The 16197-nt window shown below is 64.1% G+C and carries 19 protein-coding genes; 13 read left to right on the top strand and 6 right to left on the bottom strand.

The window, feature by feature from the left end; translation table 11 throughout:
- Positions 1-77: 77 nt before the first annotated feature.
- Positions 78-1043, bottom strand: coding sequence for a Tim44 domain-containing protein (locus QO014_RS00785; protein WP_266346747.1), 966 nt, complete (start codon positions 1041-1043; stop codon positions 78-80).
- Positions 1044-1196: 153 nt separating this feature from the next.
- On the opposite strand from QO014_RS00785, the gene trhO reads away from it, so the two are divergent.
- A complete protein-coding gene (trhO, locus tag QO014_RS00780) occupies positions 1197-1976 on the top strand; it encodes an oxygen-dependent tRNA uridine(34) hydroxylase TrhO (RefSeq protein WP_266346746.1) in 780 nt (259 codons plus the stop codon).
- Here the strand turns inward: trhO and QO014_RS00775 are convergent.
- Entirely contained in the window at positions 1973-2233 is a 261-nt protein-coding gene (locus QO014_RS00775) for a DUF3297 family protein (RefSeq protein ID WP_266346745.1), read from the bottom strand. The two genes, trhO and QO014_RS00775, sit on opposite strands and share 4 nt — an antisense overlap.
- A 245-nt stretch (positions 2234-2478) precedes the next feature.
- On the opposite strand from QO014_RS00775, the gene QO014_RS00770 reads away from it, so the two are divergent.
- Positions 2479-3048, top strand: coding sequence for an NADPH-dependent FMN reductase (locus QO014_RS00770; protein ID WP_266346744.1), 570 nt, complete (start codon positions 2479-2481; stop codon positions 3046-3048).
- Between the two features lie 6 nt (positions 3049-3054).
- Here QO014_RS00770 and QO014_RS00765 read toward each other — a convergent pair whose 3' ends face one another.
- Entirely contained in the window at positions 3055-3423 is a 369-nt protein-coding gene (locus QO014_RS00765) for a diacylglycerol kinase (RefSeq protein ID WP_266346743.1), read from the bottom strand.
- A gap of 198 nt (positions 3424-3621) precedes the next feature.
- Between QO014_RS00765 and pgsA the strand changes: the two genes are divergently transcribed.
- The 6 genes from pgsA to QO014_RS00735 all read left to right on the top strand — a co-directional run bounded on the left by pgsA (position 3622) and on the right by QO014_RS00735 (position 6821).
- Complete coding sequence (gene pgsA, locus QO014_RS00760) at positions 3622-4233, top strand: CDP-diacylglycerol--glycerol-3-phosphate 3-phosphatidyltransferase (protein WP_266346742.1); 612 nt, start codon at positions 3622-3624, stop codon at positions 4231-4233.
- Positions 4230-4481, top strand: a complete 252-nt coding sequence (gene moaD / locus QO014_RS00755) for a molybdopterin converting factor subunit 1 (protein WP_266346741.1) — start codon at positions 4230-4232, stop codon at positions 4479-4481. The genes pgsA and moaD overlap by 4 nt, the downstream gene beginning before the upstream one ends.
- A gap of 1 nt (position 4482) precedes the next feature.
- The gene (locus QO014_RS00750) at positions 4483-4950 is read left to right on the top strand and encodes a molybdenum cofactor biosynthesis protein MoaE (RefSeq protein WP_266347751.1); all 468 of its coding nucleotides are present in this window, start codon (positions 4483-4485) and stop codon (positions 4948-4950) included.
- Between the two features lie 2 nt (positions 4951-4952).
- Positions 4953-5618 (top strand): HD domain-containing protein, encoded by a 666-nt coding sequence (locus QO014_RS00745; protein WP_266346740.1) that lies wholly within the window; start codon positions 4953-4955, stop codon positions 5616-5618.
- Between the two features lie 29 nt (positions 5619-5647).
- The gene (locus QO014_RS00740) at positions 5648-6268 is read left to right on the top strand and encodes a glutathione S-transferase family protein (RefSeq protein ID WP_266346739.1); all 621 of its coding nucleotides are present in this window, start codon (positions 5648-5650) and stop codon (positions 6266-6268) included.
- Between the two features lie 100 nt (positions 6269-6368).
- The gene (locus tag QO014_RS00735; RefSeq protein ID WP_266346738.1) at positions 6369-6821 is read left to right on the top strand and encodes a hypothetical protein; all 453 of its coding nucleotides are present in this window, start codon (positions 6369-6371) and stop codon (positions 6819-6821) included.
- A 152-nt stretch (positions 6822-6973) separates the two neighbouring features.
- Here the strand turns inward: QO014_RS00735 and ndk are convergent, their stop codons facing one another.
- A complete protein-coding gene (ndk, locus tag QO014_RS00730) occupies positions 6974-7396 on the bottom strand; it encodes a nucleoside-diphosphate kinase (protein ID WP_266346737.1) in 423 nt (140 codons plus the stop codon).
- A gap of 158 nt (positions 7397-7554) precedes the next feature.
- On the opposite strand from ndk, the gene QO014_RS00725 reads away from it, so the two are divergent.
- The 3 genes from QO014_RS00725 to QO014_RS00715 all read left to right on the top strand — a co-directional run bounded on the left by QO014_RS00725 (position 7555) and on the right by QO014_RS00715 (position 10984).
- Positions 7555-8070 carry a DinB family protein gene (locus tag QO014_RS00725; protein WP_266346736.1) on the top strand — a complete coding sequence of 172 codons (516 nt, stop codon included), beginning with the start codon at positions 7555-7557 and terminating at the stop codon, positions 8068-8070.
- Positions 8071-8171: 101 nt separating this feature from the next.
- On the top strand, positions 8172-9023 hold the full coding sequence (locus QO014_RS00720; RefSeq protein ID WP_266346735.1) for a DUF4344 domain-containing metallopeptidase: 852 nt from the start codon (positions 8172-8174) through the stop codon (positions 9021-9023).
- A 62-nt stretch (positions 9024-9085) separates the two neighbouring features.
- Positions 9086-10984, top strand: coding sequence for an ABC-F family ATP-binding cassette domain-containing protein (locus QO014_RS00715; RefSeq protein ID WP_266346734.1), 1899 nt, complete (start codon positions 9086-9088; stop codon positions 10982-10984).
- A gap of 43 nt (positions 10985-11027) precedes the next feature.
- Here QO014_RS00715 and QO014_RS00710 read toward each other — a convergent pair whose 3' ends face one another.
- A complete protein-coding gene (locus tag QO014_RS00710; protein WP_266346733.1) occupies positions 11028-11477 on the bottom strand; it encodes a DNA polymerase III subunit chi in 450 nt (149 codons plus the stop codon).
- A gap of 180 nt (positions 11478-11657) precedes the next feature.
- Between QO014_RS00710 and QO014_RS00705 the strand changes: the two genes are divergently transcribed.
- Entirely contained in the window at positions 11658-13208 is a 1551-nt protein-coding gene (locus tag QO014_RS00705) for a glycosyltransferase family 39 protein (protein WP_266346732.1), read from the top strand.
- Here the strand turns inward: QO014_RS00705 and QO014_RS00700 are convergent.
- Positions 13196-14704 (bottom strand): leucyl aminopeptidase, encoded by a 1509-nt coding sequence (locus tag QO014_RS00700; RefSeq protein ID WP_266346731.1) that lies wholly within the window; start codon positions 14702-14704, stop codon positions 13196-13198. The two genes, QO014_RS00705 and QO014_RS00700, sit on opposite strands and share 13 nt — an antisense overlap.
- A 321-nt stretch (positions 14705-15025) precedes the next feature.
- Between QO014_RS00700 and lptF the strand changes: the two genes are divergently transcribed.
- Positions 15026-16195, top strand: a complete 1170-nt coding sequence (gene lptF / locus QO014_RS00695) for an LPS export ABC transporter permease LptF (RefSeq protein WP_266346730.1) — start codon at positions 15026-15028, stop codon at positions 16193-16195.
- Positions 16196-16197: the final 2 nt, after the last annotated feature.

Raw genomic sequence — 16197 nt, 5'->3', positions numbered from 1 at the left:
GAAAAACACACGCCAACCATCAATTTACTGCGACCGGCCCGACACTGCGTCGGGCCTGCCCTTTCGAGATCGAACGATCAGGTCTCCTGGATCGCCGACAGCTTCCAATCGCCGCCGCTTCGACGGACAAAGGTCCAGATTTCGGTCGTCTCGGTGACGGCATCAGCGTTGCCGGCAACGACTCGCCCGCCCTCGCGTTCGCGCATCAGATCGCGGCTCTCATAACGCATTGCGACCGTCGCGTAATCAGCGTCGCCCTCGCGCCAGGCCTCGGCAAGATCCCCCTGCAACAGCTTGACGTCGGAGACCTCGTTGCGCAGCCCATTGGTCGCGTTCTGGCTCAATTCCTCGGCCAGGAACGACATGATCTCCGGCGTGGTGCGCTCGCGCAGCGCCGCATAATCCTCGCGGCCGAACGCGCCCTGGATTTCGGCCAGCAACTGTTCGAACCGATCGAAGTCGGCCGGATTCAGGCCGATCTCGTCACCGCCCTTGGACGGCGCCGGAGCGGCGCGCGGTGCAGCAGCTCCGACTCCCGCCCCAACGCCGAGCGGATTGGCGCCGAGGCCTGCACCCGCGAACGAATCGAGAAAGGAGGGCCCGCCAGCGGGAGACGGCTGGCGGCGATTGGCCAGAAACCGCATCAGCAGCATGGCACCGAGCGCGAGCAGCGCGATCTGCACGATCATGCCAAGCGCGCCAGCAAAACCGCCGAACCCGTGGCCGAGCAGCATGCCGATCAGGCCGCCAATCATCAGGCCGCGCAACATCGAGCCGCCAAAGCCTCCGAAGAAGCCGGGGCGTGCCGCCTGCGCCGCACCAGCCGCAGCCGCATTGGTCTGTTGGCTCTGCGGCGTCACGGAGCGCTGGACCGGCGCCGCAGCCTTGGGCGCAGTCGCTGTCACAGGAGGCGCCTGATAGGTGCGAACGCCACGACTGCCGAAGCTGCCGCCGCGTCTCGCCTCTGCGTCACCCACGGCTGCCATGCTCATGACGAGCGCGAGTGCAGCGACAACCATGGTGGAACGCTTCAGAAAACCCATCACTCTTCCCCAATCTCATAGGCCCATCGAAGGGCAACGTGATCGCGATATAGGAAGCGCAGGATCGGATTTTGAGGGGTAGCGCCGATTTCGTGCCAAAAGGACCCGTGTTATGGAGACGCTGAAGCCAATATCGAAGTGAAAATCCCTACCGTGACCGATGCCACCACGACCTTTCGGGTCGCCGCCCTCTACCAGTTTGTTTCCCTCCCCGACCATCAGGCTCTGCAGGCACCCCTGCTCGAGCTATGCAGTGGCCTTGGCATCAAGGGCACACTCCTAATTGCGGAAGAAGGCATCAACGGCACCATCGCGGGGACGGCCGAGGCGATCGACGGCTTTCTGGCCGCCCTCGGCAGCGATCCGATCTATGGCGGGCGCTTCGGCGCCATGGAGATCAAGTTCTCCGGCGCCGTGACCATGCCGTTCAAGCGGCTCAAGGTGAAGCTGCGCGACGAGATCGTTACCCTGGGCAAGCCGCAGGTCGATCCGACGCGCCGGGTCGGCACCTATGTCGAGCCGGAGGACTGGAACGCATTGATCAGCGACCCGGACGTCCTTCTCATCGATACGCGCAATCGCTTCGAAGTCGAGATGGGCAGCTTTGCCGGGGCCGTCGACCCGGAGACACGTAAGTTCTCGCAGTTTCCCGAATTCGTCAGCCGCACCCTCGACCCCGGGAAGCACAAACGCGTCGCCATGTTCTGCACGGGCGGAATCCGGTGCGAGAAGGCGAGCTCCTACCTGCTCGCCGAGGGCTTCGAGGAAGTCTTCCACCTGAAGGGCGGCATACTCAAATATCTCGAGACCGTGCCGGAGGAGGAGAGCCTCTGGCGCGGCGAGTGCTTCGTGTTCGACGAACGCATCGCGCTCGGCCACGGTCTTGTTCAGCGGCCGAGCAGCGATCTGGATCCAGGCGACGCCGGCGCCTAGGTCTCCTGTGCCGGCGCATCTTCCTCGCGGAGATAGGCCTCGACCGTTCCCGTCAGCTTGATCGTGAGCGGGTTGCCGAACCGATCGCGCGCCTTGCCGGCCGCAACGCGCACCCAGCCTTCACTGATGCAATATTCCTCGACATTGGTCTTCTCGACGCCCTTGAAGCGGATTCCAACGCCGCGCTCGAGCAGTTCGGCATTGTAGAACGGGCTTCGGGGATCGCTCGAAAGACGGTCGGGAAGCGTATCGGTCATGATGTCCTCACGGTGAAATGCGTGTTCAGACCGGCAGACATAGCCAGACGGCGCTCACATGCCAACCGGCTGTCGTGATCATCGCATCGGATCGGCCGGGGAAGGAGAGCGGCGCATCGGTGCTACCAGCTCCGTCGCGGGGCCTTGTCCGAAGCGATAGGCACAGTCTAGTTAGTCGTGTTGCATTGCAGCGCTGACAGTCACCTACCCTTCGTTTCACTCGTCATTTCCAGGGATGCTCCGCCATGGCGCATAAGCTCCACATCATCATCGCCAGTACGCGTCCGGGCCGCGTCGGCCCCAAGGTCGCGAACTGGATCTTCGAGTATGCGAAGGAGCACGGCAAGTTCGAGCCGGTCCTCGTCGACCTCGCCGATTTCAACCTGCCGGTCTATGACGAGCCGCATCACCCGCGGCTGCAGCAATATCAGCACGAGCACACCAAGGCCTGGAGCGCATCCGTCAATGCCGCCGACGCCTTCCTCTTCGTGACGCCGGAATACAATTACTTCGCCCCGCCGGCGCTGGTGAATGCATTCAGCTACGTGTTCAAGGAATGGAAATACAAGCCGGCCGGGCTCGTCAGCTATGGCGGCGTTTCGGGCGGCCTGCGCGCAGCCCAGTCGGAAAAGCTGCTCATGACCACGCTCGGCGTGGTGCCGCTCGCCGAAGGCGTCGCGATCCCGATGGTCGGGCAGCTCATCAATGCAGAGGGCCAACTGGTCCCGAACGATCTGATCATCGCGAGCGCCAAGGGAATGCTCGACGAACTGATCAAGTGGAGCGAAGCGCTGAAGCCGCTCCGCAGCGCCTGAGCCCGATCAGACTCCGGCGACGAACGCTCCGATCGAGAGCGCCAATACGTAAAGACCGGTTGCCGTCAGCATGAAGAAGACGGCAGCCGAGCCTAGATCTTTGGTGCGGCGTGCAAATTCCGAGCGCTGGGGCGAGACGTCATCCACGATGAGTTCGATGGCGCTGTTCAGCGATTCAAGCGCGAGCACGGCGCCGGCGCAGATTACGAAGACAGCGATTTCCGCCAGCGATCGTCCGATGGCAGTCAGCCAGAGCAGGCAGACAATCGCAGCGGCGAATTCCATCCGCGCCGACACCTCGCCCCGGAACAGAATGATGACGCCTGATATCGACCATCCCAAGGACGCTCTCAGATGCTCGATCCAATGGCGCATGGCGGAATTATCTCCTCGAACCCCTTAATCGCTGACCCCCGGGCCGAACCGGCCGACTTGGAACGTTCTTGATGGCTTATTCGGTGGCTGCGAGTCTACACTCCACGCTGAAACGAGCCGATCGTGCCCTATCGCGTCGCACCCGCTTGGCAGGTGCCGGCCCGGATGCGATATGAGGGTTCGAACGCCGGAGCATCCATGAGCGAAATTCGCACCTTCGAGGCGAAACGGCCGCAGCGGGCCTTGCTGCTGTCGCTCCCCAATATTCTGACCTACGGCCGCATCGTCGCCGTGCCGCTCGTCGTGTTCTGTGTCGTCGGCGGCCAGGACAATTGGCGCTGGATTGCACTGGCGCTGTTCACGATCGCGAGCATCACCGACTATCTTGACGGCTATCTCGCGCGCATCTGGCACCAGCAATCCTCGCTTGGCCGCATGCTCGATCCGATCGCCGACAAGCTTCTGGTCGCGGCCTGCCTGCTGGCTCTCGTCTTCGAGCGCACGATCGGCGGCGTCGCGATCTGGGCTGCCGTCATCATCCTTTCGCGCGAGATCCTGGTATCGGGCCTGCGGGAATATCTGGCCGAGCTCCGCGTCAGCGTGCCTGTGACGCGGCTCGCCAAGTGGAAGACCGCGACGCAGATGGTTGCGATCGGCTTCCTGCTCGCCGGTCCCGCCGGAGACGTCTATTTCCCCTATACGAGCACGATCGGTCTCGTCCTGCTCTGGCTGTCGGCGCTCCTCACCCTCTATACCGGCTATGACTATTTCCGCGCCGGGCTCGGCCACATATTGGAGGAGGAGCCATGAGGCTCCTCTACTTCGCCTGGGTCCGCGAGCGCATCGGCGCCGCCGAGGAGACGATCGAGCCGCCAGCGACCGTCGAGACAGTCGGCGATCTGCTGCGCTGGCTCCGCACGCGCGGCGATGCCTATGAACAGGCTTTGACCGATCCCACGGCGGTGCGCGTGGCGCTCGACCAGTTTCACGCCGAGCACGATGCTTCCATCGCAGGCGTGCGCGAGGTCGCCCTGTTCCCCCCGATGACCGGGGGCTGAGATCGTGGCCCATCTGAGCATTGCGGTCGTGGCCGAACCGATCGATCTGGCTGCCGCAACCGCTGAGCTTGCCGCAGGCCGCACCGATATCGGCGCGGTCGTGACCTTCACGGGCCTTTGCCGCGACGAAGGCGGCACGCTTGAGGCGCTCGAGCTCGAGCATTATCCTGGCATGGCCGAGGCCGAGATCACGCGGATCGCCGAAAGTGCGGCGGCGCGCTTTGACGTCGATACCATCGCCGTACGGCATCGCTACGGCAAAGTGAGGCCCGGAGAGGTCATCGTTCTCGTCGCAACCGCGTCGAAGCACCGGCAGGCTGCATTCGAGGCCGCTTCGTTCATCATGGACTTCCTGAAAACCCACGCGCCCTTCTGGAAGAAGGAGCATAAGGCGACCGGTCCATCAGGCTGGGTTGCGGCAAAATCGAGCGACGACGACGCCGAAGCGCGCTGGAAGAACCCCATCTGACCATGTTTTCGCTTGAGCAATCGGCCGCGCTCTTCAACCCGTACGCGGCACTGGCCGCGGAACTCCTGCCCCATGCCGTCGCGGGCAATGACGGCTCGCATGACGTCGCCCATCTCGCACGGGTCTGGAAGAGCGCCGCGGCGATCCAGGCCGAGGAAGGGGGCGACCGCACTATACTCGCCGCCGCCGTGCTCCTGCACGATTGCGTCATGGTCGAAAAGAATGCGCCATCGCGATCGCAGGCGTCCCGGCTTGCGGCGGAGAAGGCGACGCAAATCCTGACCGCGCTCGAATGGAAACCGACAGTGATCGATGCCGTCGCGCACGCCATCACCGCCCACAGTTTCTCAGCCGGTATCCCGCCGGAGACGATAGAGGCGAAGATCCTGCAGGATGCCGACCGGCTCGACGCCATCGGAATGGTCGGCGTCGCACGGTGCTTCTATATTGCCGGGCGGCTCGGCAGCGGCCTTTATGATCCGGCAGACCCGAGGGCGGAGCACCGCCCGCTCGACGATAAACGCTTTGCCATCGATCATTTCGAGACCAAGCTGCTGAAGCTCGCAAGCGGGTTCCAGACCATGGCCGGCGCCCGATTGGCCGCGACCCGGCAGGATCGTCTCCGCCGCTTTCTTGATGAGTTCCTCGACGAGATCGCGGTCACCTAGGCCGACAACGCAACAATGAAAGACCGACCATGCTGACCATCTGGGGCCGCGGCAATTCCAACAACGTCAAGAAGGCGCTCTGGTGCCTGGAGGAACTTGGCCTTGCCTATGAGCATATCCCGGCCGGTGGCGCCTTCGGCATCGTCGATGACGCCGCCTATCGCGCCATGAACCCGAACGGCCTCGTGCCGACCATTCGCGACGGCGATCTCATCCTCTGGGAATCGAATGCGATCGTCCGATACCTGGCCGCGAAATATGGCGCCGGGACGCTCTGGCTCGACGATCCGGCCGAACGCGCCGAGGGCGATCGCTGGATGGACTGGACGACCAGCTCGTTTGCCGCCTCGTTCCGCGATGTCTTCTGGAACATGGTCAGGACCGAGCCAGAAAAGCGGGACATGGCGGCCGTGGCACAGGGACTTGAGCGTTGCGGCAAGTTGCTCGCGATCGTGGATGAAGCGCTTTCGCGGCAGCCCTTCCTCTCCGGCGCCGCATTTGGCATCGGCGACATTCCGCTTGGCTGCTTCATCTATGGCTGGTTCGCCATGCCGATCGAGCGCCCGGACCTGCCTCATCTCTCCGCCTGGTATCAGGCGCTGGCGACACGCCCAGCCTACCAAAAGGCGGTCATGACAGCTCTAACCTAGATCCTAAGTTGTTGGTAACCTTTATTCAATTTCTTGCTCCCATCTTGGCGCCTCACATTGAATGCGGCATTCTTTTGGCCGGGGGCAAGGAGAGGACGAGATGATCGTATCGGCCGTGATTGCGGTCGTCGTCGGGCTGTTCACGAGAAGCTTCTGGCTTGCCTTCGTGTCCGGCCTCGCAGCCAGCTTCGTGGCAGCCCTGACGACCTGGGCGCTCTATTCCGACGTCGAGGGATTCAACGACTACCAGTTTCGCACGATCCTGGCCGGATTCCTGAGCGGCGCACTGGGCATGGTGATCGCATTTCTGCGATCGGCCTATGACGACTATCGACTGGAAATGAACGAGCGCCGCGGGCTCAATGACGGAATGCGCATTCAGGAGAGCCCGAAGGTCGATCGCGTTCCGGTCATCAAGGCTGCACTGCGCGGACGCTTCCTGCTGCTAGGAAGCCGCGTCGAGACGTTCAACAAGGACGTGAACGACCTGACGTTCAACATCATCGACCGCTGGGTCCACCGTCGCACGGTGCGCGACGACAGGCAGAACTGACAAAAACGGCCGGGCAATGCCCGGCCGTTTCATCTTCTAGAGCGTTTCCGAGCGAAGTGGAATGCGGTTCGCGTGAAGGAAACGCGATCAACCAAAGAGTTAGAGCTATCCATCGATTCAAAGAAACGATGAATAGCTCTAGAGCGACTTGATCAGCCGACGAGTTCGACGCCGGAGAACCAGTAGGCGATTTCCTGAGCGGCGGTCTCGGGAGCATCCGAGCCGTGAGCCGAGTTCTCGCCGATCGAAAGGGCGAATTCCTTGCGGATCGTGCCTTCGGCAGCGTTGGCGGGATTGGTCGCGCCCATGACTTCGCGGTTCTTCAGGATGGCGTTCTCGCCTTCCAGAACCTGCACGACCGTCGGGCCGGCTGTCATCGTCTCGACCAGTTCGCCGAAGAACGGACGGTCCTTGTGGACGGCGTAGAAGCCCTCGGCCTGAGCACGCGACATCCATACGCGCTTCGAAGCGATGACGCGCAGTCCCGCCTCTTCGAGCTTCGCGGTGATCTTGCCGGTCAGGTTACGCTTGGTCGCATCGGGCTTGATCATCGAAAAGGTGCGTTCGATCGCCATAGTCCGTCCTATCTATTGGGGTGGGTGAAGTCGCGGCGTGTATAGCTGCGCGGCCGGAATCCGGCAAGAGTGCCGCTTGCGGGAGATGATCCGCATTCGTAGAACGCAAAGCACCGCAAACGTGAGTTTGCCGACGACACTGCTGGGGGAGGAGCGCCATGAAGGCCCATTTCGCGATGTTCGCCGCCTATAACAAATGGGCCAATGCTCGGCTCTATGCGGCGGCTGCGGCGGTCTCGCGCGACGATTATCTCGCCGATCACGGAGCGTTCTTCCATTCGCTGAACGGCACGCTCAACCATCTCGTCGTTACCGATCGGATCTGGCTTCGCCGGATGACCGGCGACGGTCCGGTGCAGACCCGGCTGGACGAAATCCTGACGGACGACATCGCCACGCTGACAGAGTTGCGGCAGGCGGAGGACGACCGCATGATCGCGTTCATCGATCGGCTGGGCGAAGCCGAACTCGCGGGGAACTTCACCTACCAGCCCATCAGCAACCCGGTCGACGTCACCCAGCCACTCGGCTCGGCGCTCCTCCATGTCTTCAATCACCAGACCCACCACCGCGGGCAGGCGACGGCCATTCTGACGCGGGTCGGTGGACGGGATGCGTGCGAGAGCCTGGACCTGATCGTGTTCCAGCGCGCGACGAGAATGGGGCTCGGCTGACGAAGCGTCACGCCGGGCCGTTGCATTTGGCGCCCGAATTTTATCGGGGGATGTGACCTTCATCGCTTGATTCAGGCCGACCGCCGGAGCAGCTATGAGGGATGTTCACGCGATCGCGAATCTCATGGCTCCGCCTCTCCGCCGTCCTGGCCGTCGGCCTCGTCGCCACGGCTGCGCAGGCCGCTGCCCCCATTGTCGATATCGCCTCGCCGCGCGAGCTGAGCGATAGCGACAAGGCCGAGATCGTCGATTTCGTCGTCGGAAATGCGGTCTTCGCGCTCTACCATCAGGCGGGCCACATGATGATGGAACGCTATGGCATTGCAGCCGGTAATGGCGAGAGCGGCGCCGATCAGTTCGCGACCGTGACGCTGCTGGAACCGCGATCGGGAGCGGGCGACCAGACCCTGGTCGACGCCATCGACAGCTGGCATCTTTCCAGTCACCAGACGGCGTCGGCCAACGGGATCGACGTCGCGCTGCCCGACCGGCACGCGCTCGATGGCGAGCGGACCGACGCGATCATCTGCGACATGGTCGGCGCGGACCCGCAGGGCTTTTCCGATGTCGCCGATGCCTCCGGGCTCGACAGCGCGGCGCGTGCGCGCTGCGCGACGTCGTACCAGACTGTCCGGTCACGCTGGACCGACATGCTGAAGCCGCTCCGCCATGTCGATGGCCAGGCTGCAACCACCATTGCAGTCACTTATGACGAGCCGACGGATGGCGAGAGCGTCGAGGCGACCATCCTGCAGGACAACCGCGTTTTGGAAGAAGTGGCCGACCGCCTCGCCCGTGACTTCGCCCTGCCCTCGCCGCCAACCGTGCGGGCCAAGAGCTGCGGCGCAGTGACGTCGCTCTATGATGCGGCCCATAACGAGCTGGTGCTCTGCTACGAGCTCTCCGCCTATCACAGCGATCTCATCATCCGCGATATCGAGAACCGCAACTAGCCGGTCGGATTCATCGGCATCCGGCCTTGCGCTCATCGCCGTGGCACGGCACATAGCCGGCCATGTTGCACGTCAATGAAGTCACCTATCGAATAGCCGGCCGCACCCTTCTGGACGGCGCGAGTATCGCGTTGCCGGATGGCGTCAAGGCGGGCTTTGTCGGGCGCAATGGCACCGGCAAGACGACGCTGTTCAAGCTCGTCACCGGCGATATCGCGCCGGAGAGCGGCACTATCGGCCTTCCACGCGGCGTGAAGATCGGCCAGGTCGCCCAGGAAGCGCCGGGCACCGAGCAATCGCTGATCGAGTTCGTGCTGCAGGCCGATACGGAGCGCGCCGCGCTGATGGCGGAGGCCGAGACAGCGTCGGACCCGCATCGCATCGCCGAGATCCAGATCCGCCTCGCCGATATAGGCGCCCATGCCGCAGAGGCGCGGGCCGGAACCATCCTCTCGGGCCTCGGCTTCGACGCCGAGGCGCAGTTGCGCCCGTGCTCCGCCTTTTCGGGTGGCTGGCGCATGCGCGTGGCACTCGCCGCCGTCCTGTTCTCGGAGCCGGACCTGCTGCTTCTCGACGAGCCGACCAACTATCTCGATCTCGAAGGCACGATGTGGCTGGAAAACTACGTGGCGCGTTATCCGCACACGGTCTTCCTGATCAGCCATGATCGCGACCTGCTGAACCGCGCCGTCGACATGATCGTCCATCTCGACCAGGGCAAGCTCGTCGCCTATCGCGGTGGCTATGACAGCTTCGATCGCCAGCGCCGCGAGAAGCAGGCGCTGCAATCGAAGCTGAAGAAGAAGCAGGACGACCAGCGCAAGCATCTTCAGGCCTTCGTCGACCGCTTCAAGGCCAAGGCTTCCAAGGCACGGCAGGCGCAATCGCGCATGAAGGCACTGGAAAAGATGCAGCCGATCGCCGGCATCGTCGATTCGGACGTCACGCCCTTCTCGTTCCCGCCGCCCGCCAGGATCCTCGCGCCGCCGATCATCGCGCTCGACAACGTCTCGGTCGGCTATGAGACCGACAAGCCGATCCTGAAGCGGCTCGACCTGCGGATCGATACCGAGGATCGCATCGGCCTGCTCGGGGCCAACGGCAATGGCAAGTCGACCTTCGCCAAGCTCCTCTCCGGCCGCCTCGCGCCCTTCTCGGGCACCATGCGCCGCGCCGACAAGCTCGAGATCGCCTTCTTCGCCCAACACCAGCTCGACGATCTGCAGCCGGCCGAATCGGCCGTGCAGCATGTGCGGATGCTGATGCGCGACGCGAGCGAGGCCCAGGTGCGCTCGCGCGTCGGCGCGATGGGCTTTCCCACCGCCAAGATGGATACGCCGGCGCGCGACCTTTCCGGCGGCGAGCGCGCGCGCCTGCTGCTCGGCATCGCCACGTTCCGCGGCGCCAATCTCCTGATCCTCGACGAGCCGACCAACCATCTCGACATCGACAGCCGCGAGGCGCTGACGCAGGCGCTCAACGAATATCCGGGCGCCGTCATCCTGATCAGCCATGATCGCCACCTGATCGAGGCCTCCGTCGACCGGCTCCTGCTGGTCGCCAATGGCGGCGTCGAGAATTTCGAAGGCGATATGGATGATTATCGCAGCCTGATCGTCCAGGGATCGGATTCGCGGTCCAGGAGTGGCGGCGGCGAAAGCGCCAAGGGCCCCTCGGCGCAGGAGCGGCGCCGCGAATCGGCGCAGCGCCGTGCGGGGCTCGCCCCCTTGCGCAAAAGGATCAAGGATATCGAGACCTTGATGGAGAAGCTGAAGAAAGAGATTCAGCGTCTCGACGCGGCGCTGGCTGATCCATCCCTCTATAGCGGCGCACCGACCAAGGCCGCCTTCCTCTCCAAGGACAGGGCGGATGCGGTGCGAAAGCTCGGCGAGCAGGAAGAGACCTGGCTCGAGCTCTCGACGCGCTACGAAGAGGAAGCCGCTGCGGTCGAAGCCGACTGAGCCGGTTCGCTCGCGAATGGGGTCGAGGCTGGGGCGTTCCAGCCTAGGCCTTCTTCTCCCAGCGGCCGTGCTCGGATTGCTGCCAATAGGTCGCCGCATGGCCGGCCGTCTTCACTTCGCGCCAGGCGGAGCGCGCCTGGTCCAGCGCGTCCGGATCGTTGCCGTCGAAGAGGACGACCACGCGCTCGAAATCGCCGACCGGTCCCAGGGGGGCGCCATCAACGGCGAATCGCACATTCGCCCGGTTGGGATTGACGGTCTGTGCCGCGAGCACAACCGGATGGAGCGCAGCAGCCGCATCCCGCCAGGTTCCGTGCGGCAGGAATGATTCGCTGCGATAGGTCCAAAGCAGCGCGTCGAGCGCGTCGCAGCGTTCGACGGAACCCGTCGCGACAACCACGCGCCAGCGCCGCTCCAAGCATTTTTCGAGGAGCGGCGGCAGCACGGCTTCGAGCGGTTGTCGCTGCAGATGGTAGAACAGCACGTCGGTCATGTCGGGACCCTAGCACCGCGACGCGGGAGCGAACACTCGGCTCCTGCACCTGCCCCCTGCCCTCCAGCCGGAAAGCGTTGTATGGGTCACGCGTGGGGTATCTCTCCGACTGCGTAGCGCTGGATTGCCGGGCACAGCATCGGTTTGCCGGGTATCGTGTTTGATGTGTCGAGGCCTCAATTGACTGTTCAGCTCGACCATGCGCCTCGCGCTGATCTGATGCCGACCGGCCTCGGCGGTCGGCTCGCCTGGTATTTCGAGCATCGCCCGCTGCAGTTCTTCTATTGGGTCCTGCTTGGCCAGGTCCTGCTGTGGACGCTGATCCCTGTCCTGCTGTTCCGGTCGCAGTCGCTCGACATGATCGAGAACATCGCGTGGAGCCGCGACCTGCAGCTCGGCTATTACAAGCATCCGCCGCTTCAGGTCTGGACCGTCGAGCTGGGGCTTCGTGTCTTCGGCGGCGCCGTTTGGCCGCTCTTCCTTCTGGGTCCCGCCGCCATCGCCGCGACCTTCATTCCCATCTTTCTGATGGGCCGACAGATCGGAGACGAGCGCGCGGGCCTGCTCGCCGTCCTGCTGTTCAGCCTGGTCTTCTACGCCAACATCGCCGCGCCGGAATTCAACGCGAATATCGTCCAGCTGCCGATCTGGGCCTGGGCCGCGTTCGTCTTCTGGCGCGCGATCGAGCGCAACAGGATGGGCTGGTGGGTGCTGCTCGGCCTGCTGCTGAGCCTTGCCGTCTATGCCAAATATTCCGCCGCCATCCTGGTCCTGACGCTGATCGTGGCGGGTCTGACGCAGCCATTGGGGCGCGCGCGACTGCGCAGCGCCGGACCCTATCTGGCGACCGCCATCTCGCTGCTCCTCAGCGCACCACACTTCTACTGGCTCTGGCAGTCGGGCTGGCTGCCGGTGACCTATGCGGTCGAGCGGGCGGACGAACTGAGCGCGCTTGGCCGATTCATGCGGCCGATCGGCTTCACGGCGGTGCAAATCCTGGATCACATTGCGGCGCTCGCGGTTCTCGCGATCGGCGGCGGCGCATGGGCCGGCCGATCGACCGTCGGTGCGGTCAGCTTCACCGCCGAGCCCTCGATCCGACGCTACGTCACCGTACTGGCCGTCGCGCCAATCGGCATATCGGCGCTGATCTCGACGGTCACGGGCGAAGGCCTCCGCGATATGTGGGGGGCGCCCATGATCGTCTGGCTCAGCCTGGCGCTGCTGCTCTGGATCAGACCAGTCTATGTCCAGCGCCGCCTGCCCGCCATGCTCGGCGCATGGCTCGCGCTGTTCGTGGCGACGCCGCTGGCGCTGGGCTTCGCAAGCCTATTGGGGCCGGCAATCGGCGCAGCGCCACTCCGCACCGCCTGGCCGTCACCCGAACTGGCGCAACAGCTCACCGCCATCTGGCGCGAGGAGACCGGCAAGCCGCTCAAGCTCGTCGCCGGCGATACCTGGGAGAGCGGTCTGGTCTCGACCTATTCGCCCGACGCGCCTTCGGTCTTCGTTCAGGCCATTCCGCGGATCAACCCCTGGGTCGATGCCGAGCGCATCGCCAGGGACGGCGTCCTGGTCGTCTGGAACGCCGCGCTGCCCTATCCATTCATGCCTTATGAGTCGCTCGGCCCCTTCACCGCAACCGGCGAAGTCACGGCGCCCTTCGGGCCGGCATCCAAGGTGCCGGCCGTACATTTCCGCTGGGCGATTCGGCCGCCTCAGCCCTCGTAATTATCGGCGACGAGCCGATCGAGCAGTCGCACACCCCAGCCCGAGGCCCAGGAGCGGTTGATCTCGCTCTGCGGCGAGCCCATCGCAGTGCCGGCAATGTCGAGATGCGCCCAGGCCGTCCCATCGGTGACGAACCGCTTCAGGAACTGCGCCGCCGTGATCGAACCGGCGTCGCGGCCGCCCGTATTCTTGATGTCGGCAAATTTCGACTCGATCTGCTTGTCATAGGCGGCGCCGAGCGGCATGCGCCACACCTTCTCGCCCGTCGCCTCGCCAGCCTTGGAGAGAGCGGCCGCGAGCGCATCGTCAGTGGCGAACATGCCGGCATGGTCATGGCCGAGTGCGACAATGATCGCTCCGGTCAGGGTGGCGAGGTCGATGATGACCCGCGGCTCATATTCCTTCTGGACGTACCAGAGCGCGTCGGCGAGCACGAGGCGGCCTTCCGCATCGGTGTTGATCACCTCGATGGTAACGCCGGACGCGGCCTCGACAATATCGCCGGGGCGCTGCGCATTGCCGTCGGGCATGTTTTCGACGATGCCGATAATGCCGATCGCGTTGACCTTGGCGTCACGCGCGGCAAGCGCATGCATCAGCCCGACCACCGCGGCGGCACCGCCCATGTCGCCCTTCATGTCTTCCATGCCGCCGGCCGGCTTGATTGAAATGCCGCCTGTGTCGAATACGACACCTTTGCCCACAAAAGCGATCGGCTTGTCCTTCGATTTCGACCCGTTCCAGCGCATGGCGACCAGGCGCGGCGGACGGACGGACCCCTGCGCGACGCCGAGCAGGGCGCGCATGCCGAGCTTCTTCATCTGCTTTTCGGTCAGTGTCTCGATCGTGACGCCGAGCGCCTCGAGCGCCGCGGCCTTTTCGGCAAACTCGACTGGGCCAAGCACGTTGGCCGGCTCATTGACCAGATCGCGAGCAAGGATCGCACCATCTGCAACGGCGGAGCGGCTCGCCCAGACCTTCTTGGCCTTCGACGCATCCGGCGTGATGATGCCGAGGGAGGCCGGCGGCTTGGTGGCCGCGCCATTGCCATTGGCCTCGCCGTTCTTCTTGCTCTTGTAGCGATCGAACGTATAGGCGCGCAGCACGGCGCCGAGGCCGATATCGGCCAGCTGGTCCGGCGAAATCGCTGTCCCGTCAGGCCTTTCGGCGAAAAGCAGCGCCGATTCACCCTTGCGCAGGGCGGCGATGATCACGCCGCCGAGGCGCGCCCAATCGAGCTCAGCCAGTGTGGCGGCCTTGCCGAGACCGACCACCACCAGACGATCGAAGGCTGCATTGGCCGGCGCCAGCAGGTCGAGCACGGAGAGGCTCTTGCCCTTGAACTCCGCCGTCGCAGCCGCCTTGGCGAAAAGCTCCGCAATGCCGAGCGTCGCAGCCGACGGCCCGAGCGCCAGCGTCTCGTCCGTGAACAGCACCACAGTGCCGGCCTCCGGCGTGGCGGATTTGTGGAATGAAATGGAGGGACGCTCGGTCATTCAGGGACTCTCTTGGAACTGGGGGGTCATTAGATATCGGGGGCGGCAATCACGAAAAGTTCGGTGCGAACTTTGCCGGCAACAGGCTTCGGGAAACGACAATGTGCCTCGATCGGCGGGTCTGGCAAGTCCGGAGCGTTCGCGGTAGATGTTCACGAACCGTTAACGCTCTTCATTGGGGGTTCATTCACCAAAATGCTTCACCCATGAGCGTGCACAAGACCGCATCCGAGCGCCACGAATCGGCGTCGACTTTTTTCTGCCGTGCTTCCTCCGATAATTCCGTGCGGGGCTCCGGATCACGAGGCGTTCGAAGCTGAGATGAAGCTGATCGGCCGTTACATATTCAAGCGCATGCTCGGCGCCTTCCTGCTGAGCCTGGGCGGCCTCGGCGGAACCGTCTGGCTGAGCCAGGCTTTGCGCGAACTCGACCTGGTGACGGCCAAGGGCCAGAGTTTCGTGACCTTCTTTCAGGTCTCGAGCCTCATTTTTCCCGGGCTGCTTCTGATCGTCTGCCCCGTCGCGGTGCTGATCGGCGTCATCTACACGTTCAATCAGCTCAACGCCGATTCCGAACTGGTGATCATCAATGCGAGCGGCGCTTCGCAAGCGACGCTGCTGAAGCCGGCGGCGACGCTCGGGCTCCTGGCGATGGTCGTCGTCGCCATCATGTCGATCTATCTGGTTCCCCGGTCGATGCAGTCGTTCCGGACCATGCTCGCGGGCATCAATACCGACCTGATCTCGTCCTTCATCCAGGAAGGTGCGTTCATGCCGATCGGCGACAGCCTGGTGTTCCATATTCGCGACCGCCGGCCCGATGGCACGCTCGAAGGCATCTTCATCCAGGACGAGCGCGACCCCGACCAGAGCTCCGTCTACATCGCCAATCGCGGCACGATCCTGAAGAACCCGCTCGGCACCTTCCTGGTCATGCAGAGCGGAACGATCCAGCAGCGCTCGGTCAGCAAGGGTTCGATGTCGATCATCGAGTTCGAATCCTACGCCTTCGACATGTCGACCTTCGGCGCGGCGAGCCAGCAGCCGGCGTTCAAGCCCGGCGAGCGCGACACGGCCTATCTGCTCTCACCGGAGCCGAACGATCCCGAGTACCAGAAGCGGCCGGATTCCTTTGCGGCCGAGTTCCATGATCGCCTGTCGAGCCCGCTCTATGCCCTGCTCTTCGCCTTGCTGCCGGTCGCCACGATGGGACAGGCGCAGACGACGCGCCAGGGCCGCGGCGTCGTCATGCTCGTGACCGTGGTCGTCGCTACACTTCTGCGAATCGGCGGGCTCGTCCTCGCCGGTCTTTCGGCCACCGAGCCTTGGCTCTTTCCGGTGCTCTATGCCTTACCCATCATTTCCATCGTGCTCGTCCTCGGCGCCATTCTCGGCGGACTGCGCTTCTCGGCCCTCGACGGCATCTCGGCCCTCATCGGCGATCTCTTCGAGCGGCGGGCGCAGCGGCGCCAGGCTCGTGGCCAGGCCTGATC

Origin of the sequence: Kaistia dalseonensis (assembly GCF_030814715.1) — a bacterium.
In the GTDB taxonomy this organism is placed as follows: Bacteria; Pseudomonadota; Alphaproteobacteria; order Rhizobiales; family Kaistiaceae; genus Kaistia; species Kaistia dalseonensis.
The sequence above is the reverse complement of the archived record's forward strand: the minus strand, read 5'-3'. Positions and strand labels throughout refer to the sequence as shown.

Bases quoted from the DNA above. Each gene is read 5' to 3' on its own strand.
- QO014_RS00785 (WP_266346747.1), bottom strand. From the start codon at position 1,043: ATGGGTTTTCTGAAGCGTTCCACCATGGTTGTCGCTGCACTCGCGCTC.
- QO014_RS00775 (WP_266346745.1), bottom strand. From the start codon at position 2,233: ATGACCGATACGCTTCCCGACCGTCTTTCGAGCGATCCCCGAAGCCCG.
- QO014_RS00770 (WP_266346744.1), top strand. From the start codon at position 2,479: ATGGCGCATAAGCTCCACATCATCATCGCCAGTACGCGTCCGGGCCGC.
- QO014_RS00765 (WP_266346743.1), bottom strand. From the start codon at position 3,423: ATGCGCCATTGGATCGAGCATCTGAGAGCGTCCTTGGGATGGTCGATA.
- pgsA (WP_266346742.1), top strand. From the start codon at position 3,622: ATGAGCGAAATTCGCACCTTCGAGGCGAAACGGCCGCAGCGGGCCTTG.
- moaD (WP_266346741.1), top strand. From the start codon at position 4,230: ATGAGGCTCCTCTACTTCGCCTGGGTCCGCGAGCGCATCGGCGCCGCC.
- QO014_RS00745 (WP_266346740.1), top strand. From the start codon at position 4,953: ATGTTTTCGCTTGAGCAATCGGCCGCGCTCTTCAACCCGTACGCGGCA.
- QO014_RS00740 (WP_266346739.1), top strand. From the start codon at position 5,648: ATGCTGACCATCTGGGGCCGCGGCAATTCCAACAACGTCAAGAAGGCG.
- QO014_RS00735 (WP_266346738.1), top strand. From the start codon at position 6,369: ATGATCGTATCGGCCGTGATTGCGGTCGTCGTCGGGCTGTTCACGAGA.
- ndk (WP_266346737.1), bottom strand. From the start codon at position 7,396: ATGGCGATCGAACGCACCTTTTCGATGATCAAGCCCGATGCGACCAAG.
- QO014_RS00725 (WP_266346736.1), top strand. From the start codon at position 7,555: ATGAAGGCCCATTTCGCGATGTTCGCCGCCTATAACAAATGGGCCAAT.
- QO014_RS00720 (WP_266346735.1), top strand. From the start codon at position 8,172: ATGTTCACGCGATCGCGAATCTCATGGCTCCGCCTCTCCGCCGTCCTG.
- QO014_RS00715 (WP_266346734.1), top strand. From the start codon at position 9,086: ATGTTGCACGTCAATGAAGTCACCTATCGAATAGCCGGCCGCACCCTT.
- QO014_RS00710 (WP_266346733.1), bottom strand. From the start codon at position 11,477: ATGACCGACGTGCTGTTCTACCATCTGCAGCGACAACCGCTCGAAGCC.
- QO014_RS00700 (WP_266346731.1), bottom strand. From the start codon at position 14,704: ATGACCGAGCGTCCCTCCATTTCATTCCACAAATCCGCCACGCCGGAG.
- lptF (WP_266346730.1), top strand. From the start codon at position 15,026: ATGAAGCTGATCGGCCGTTACATATTCAAGCGCATGCTCGGCGCCTTC.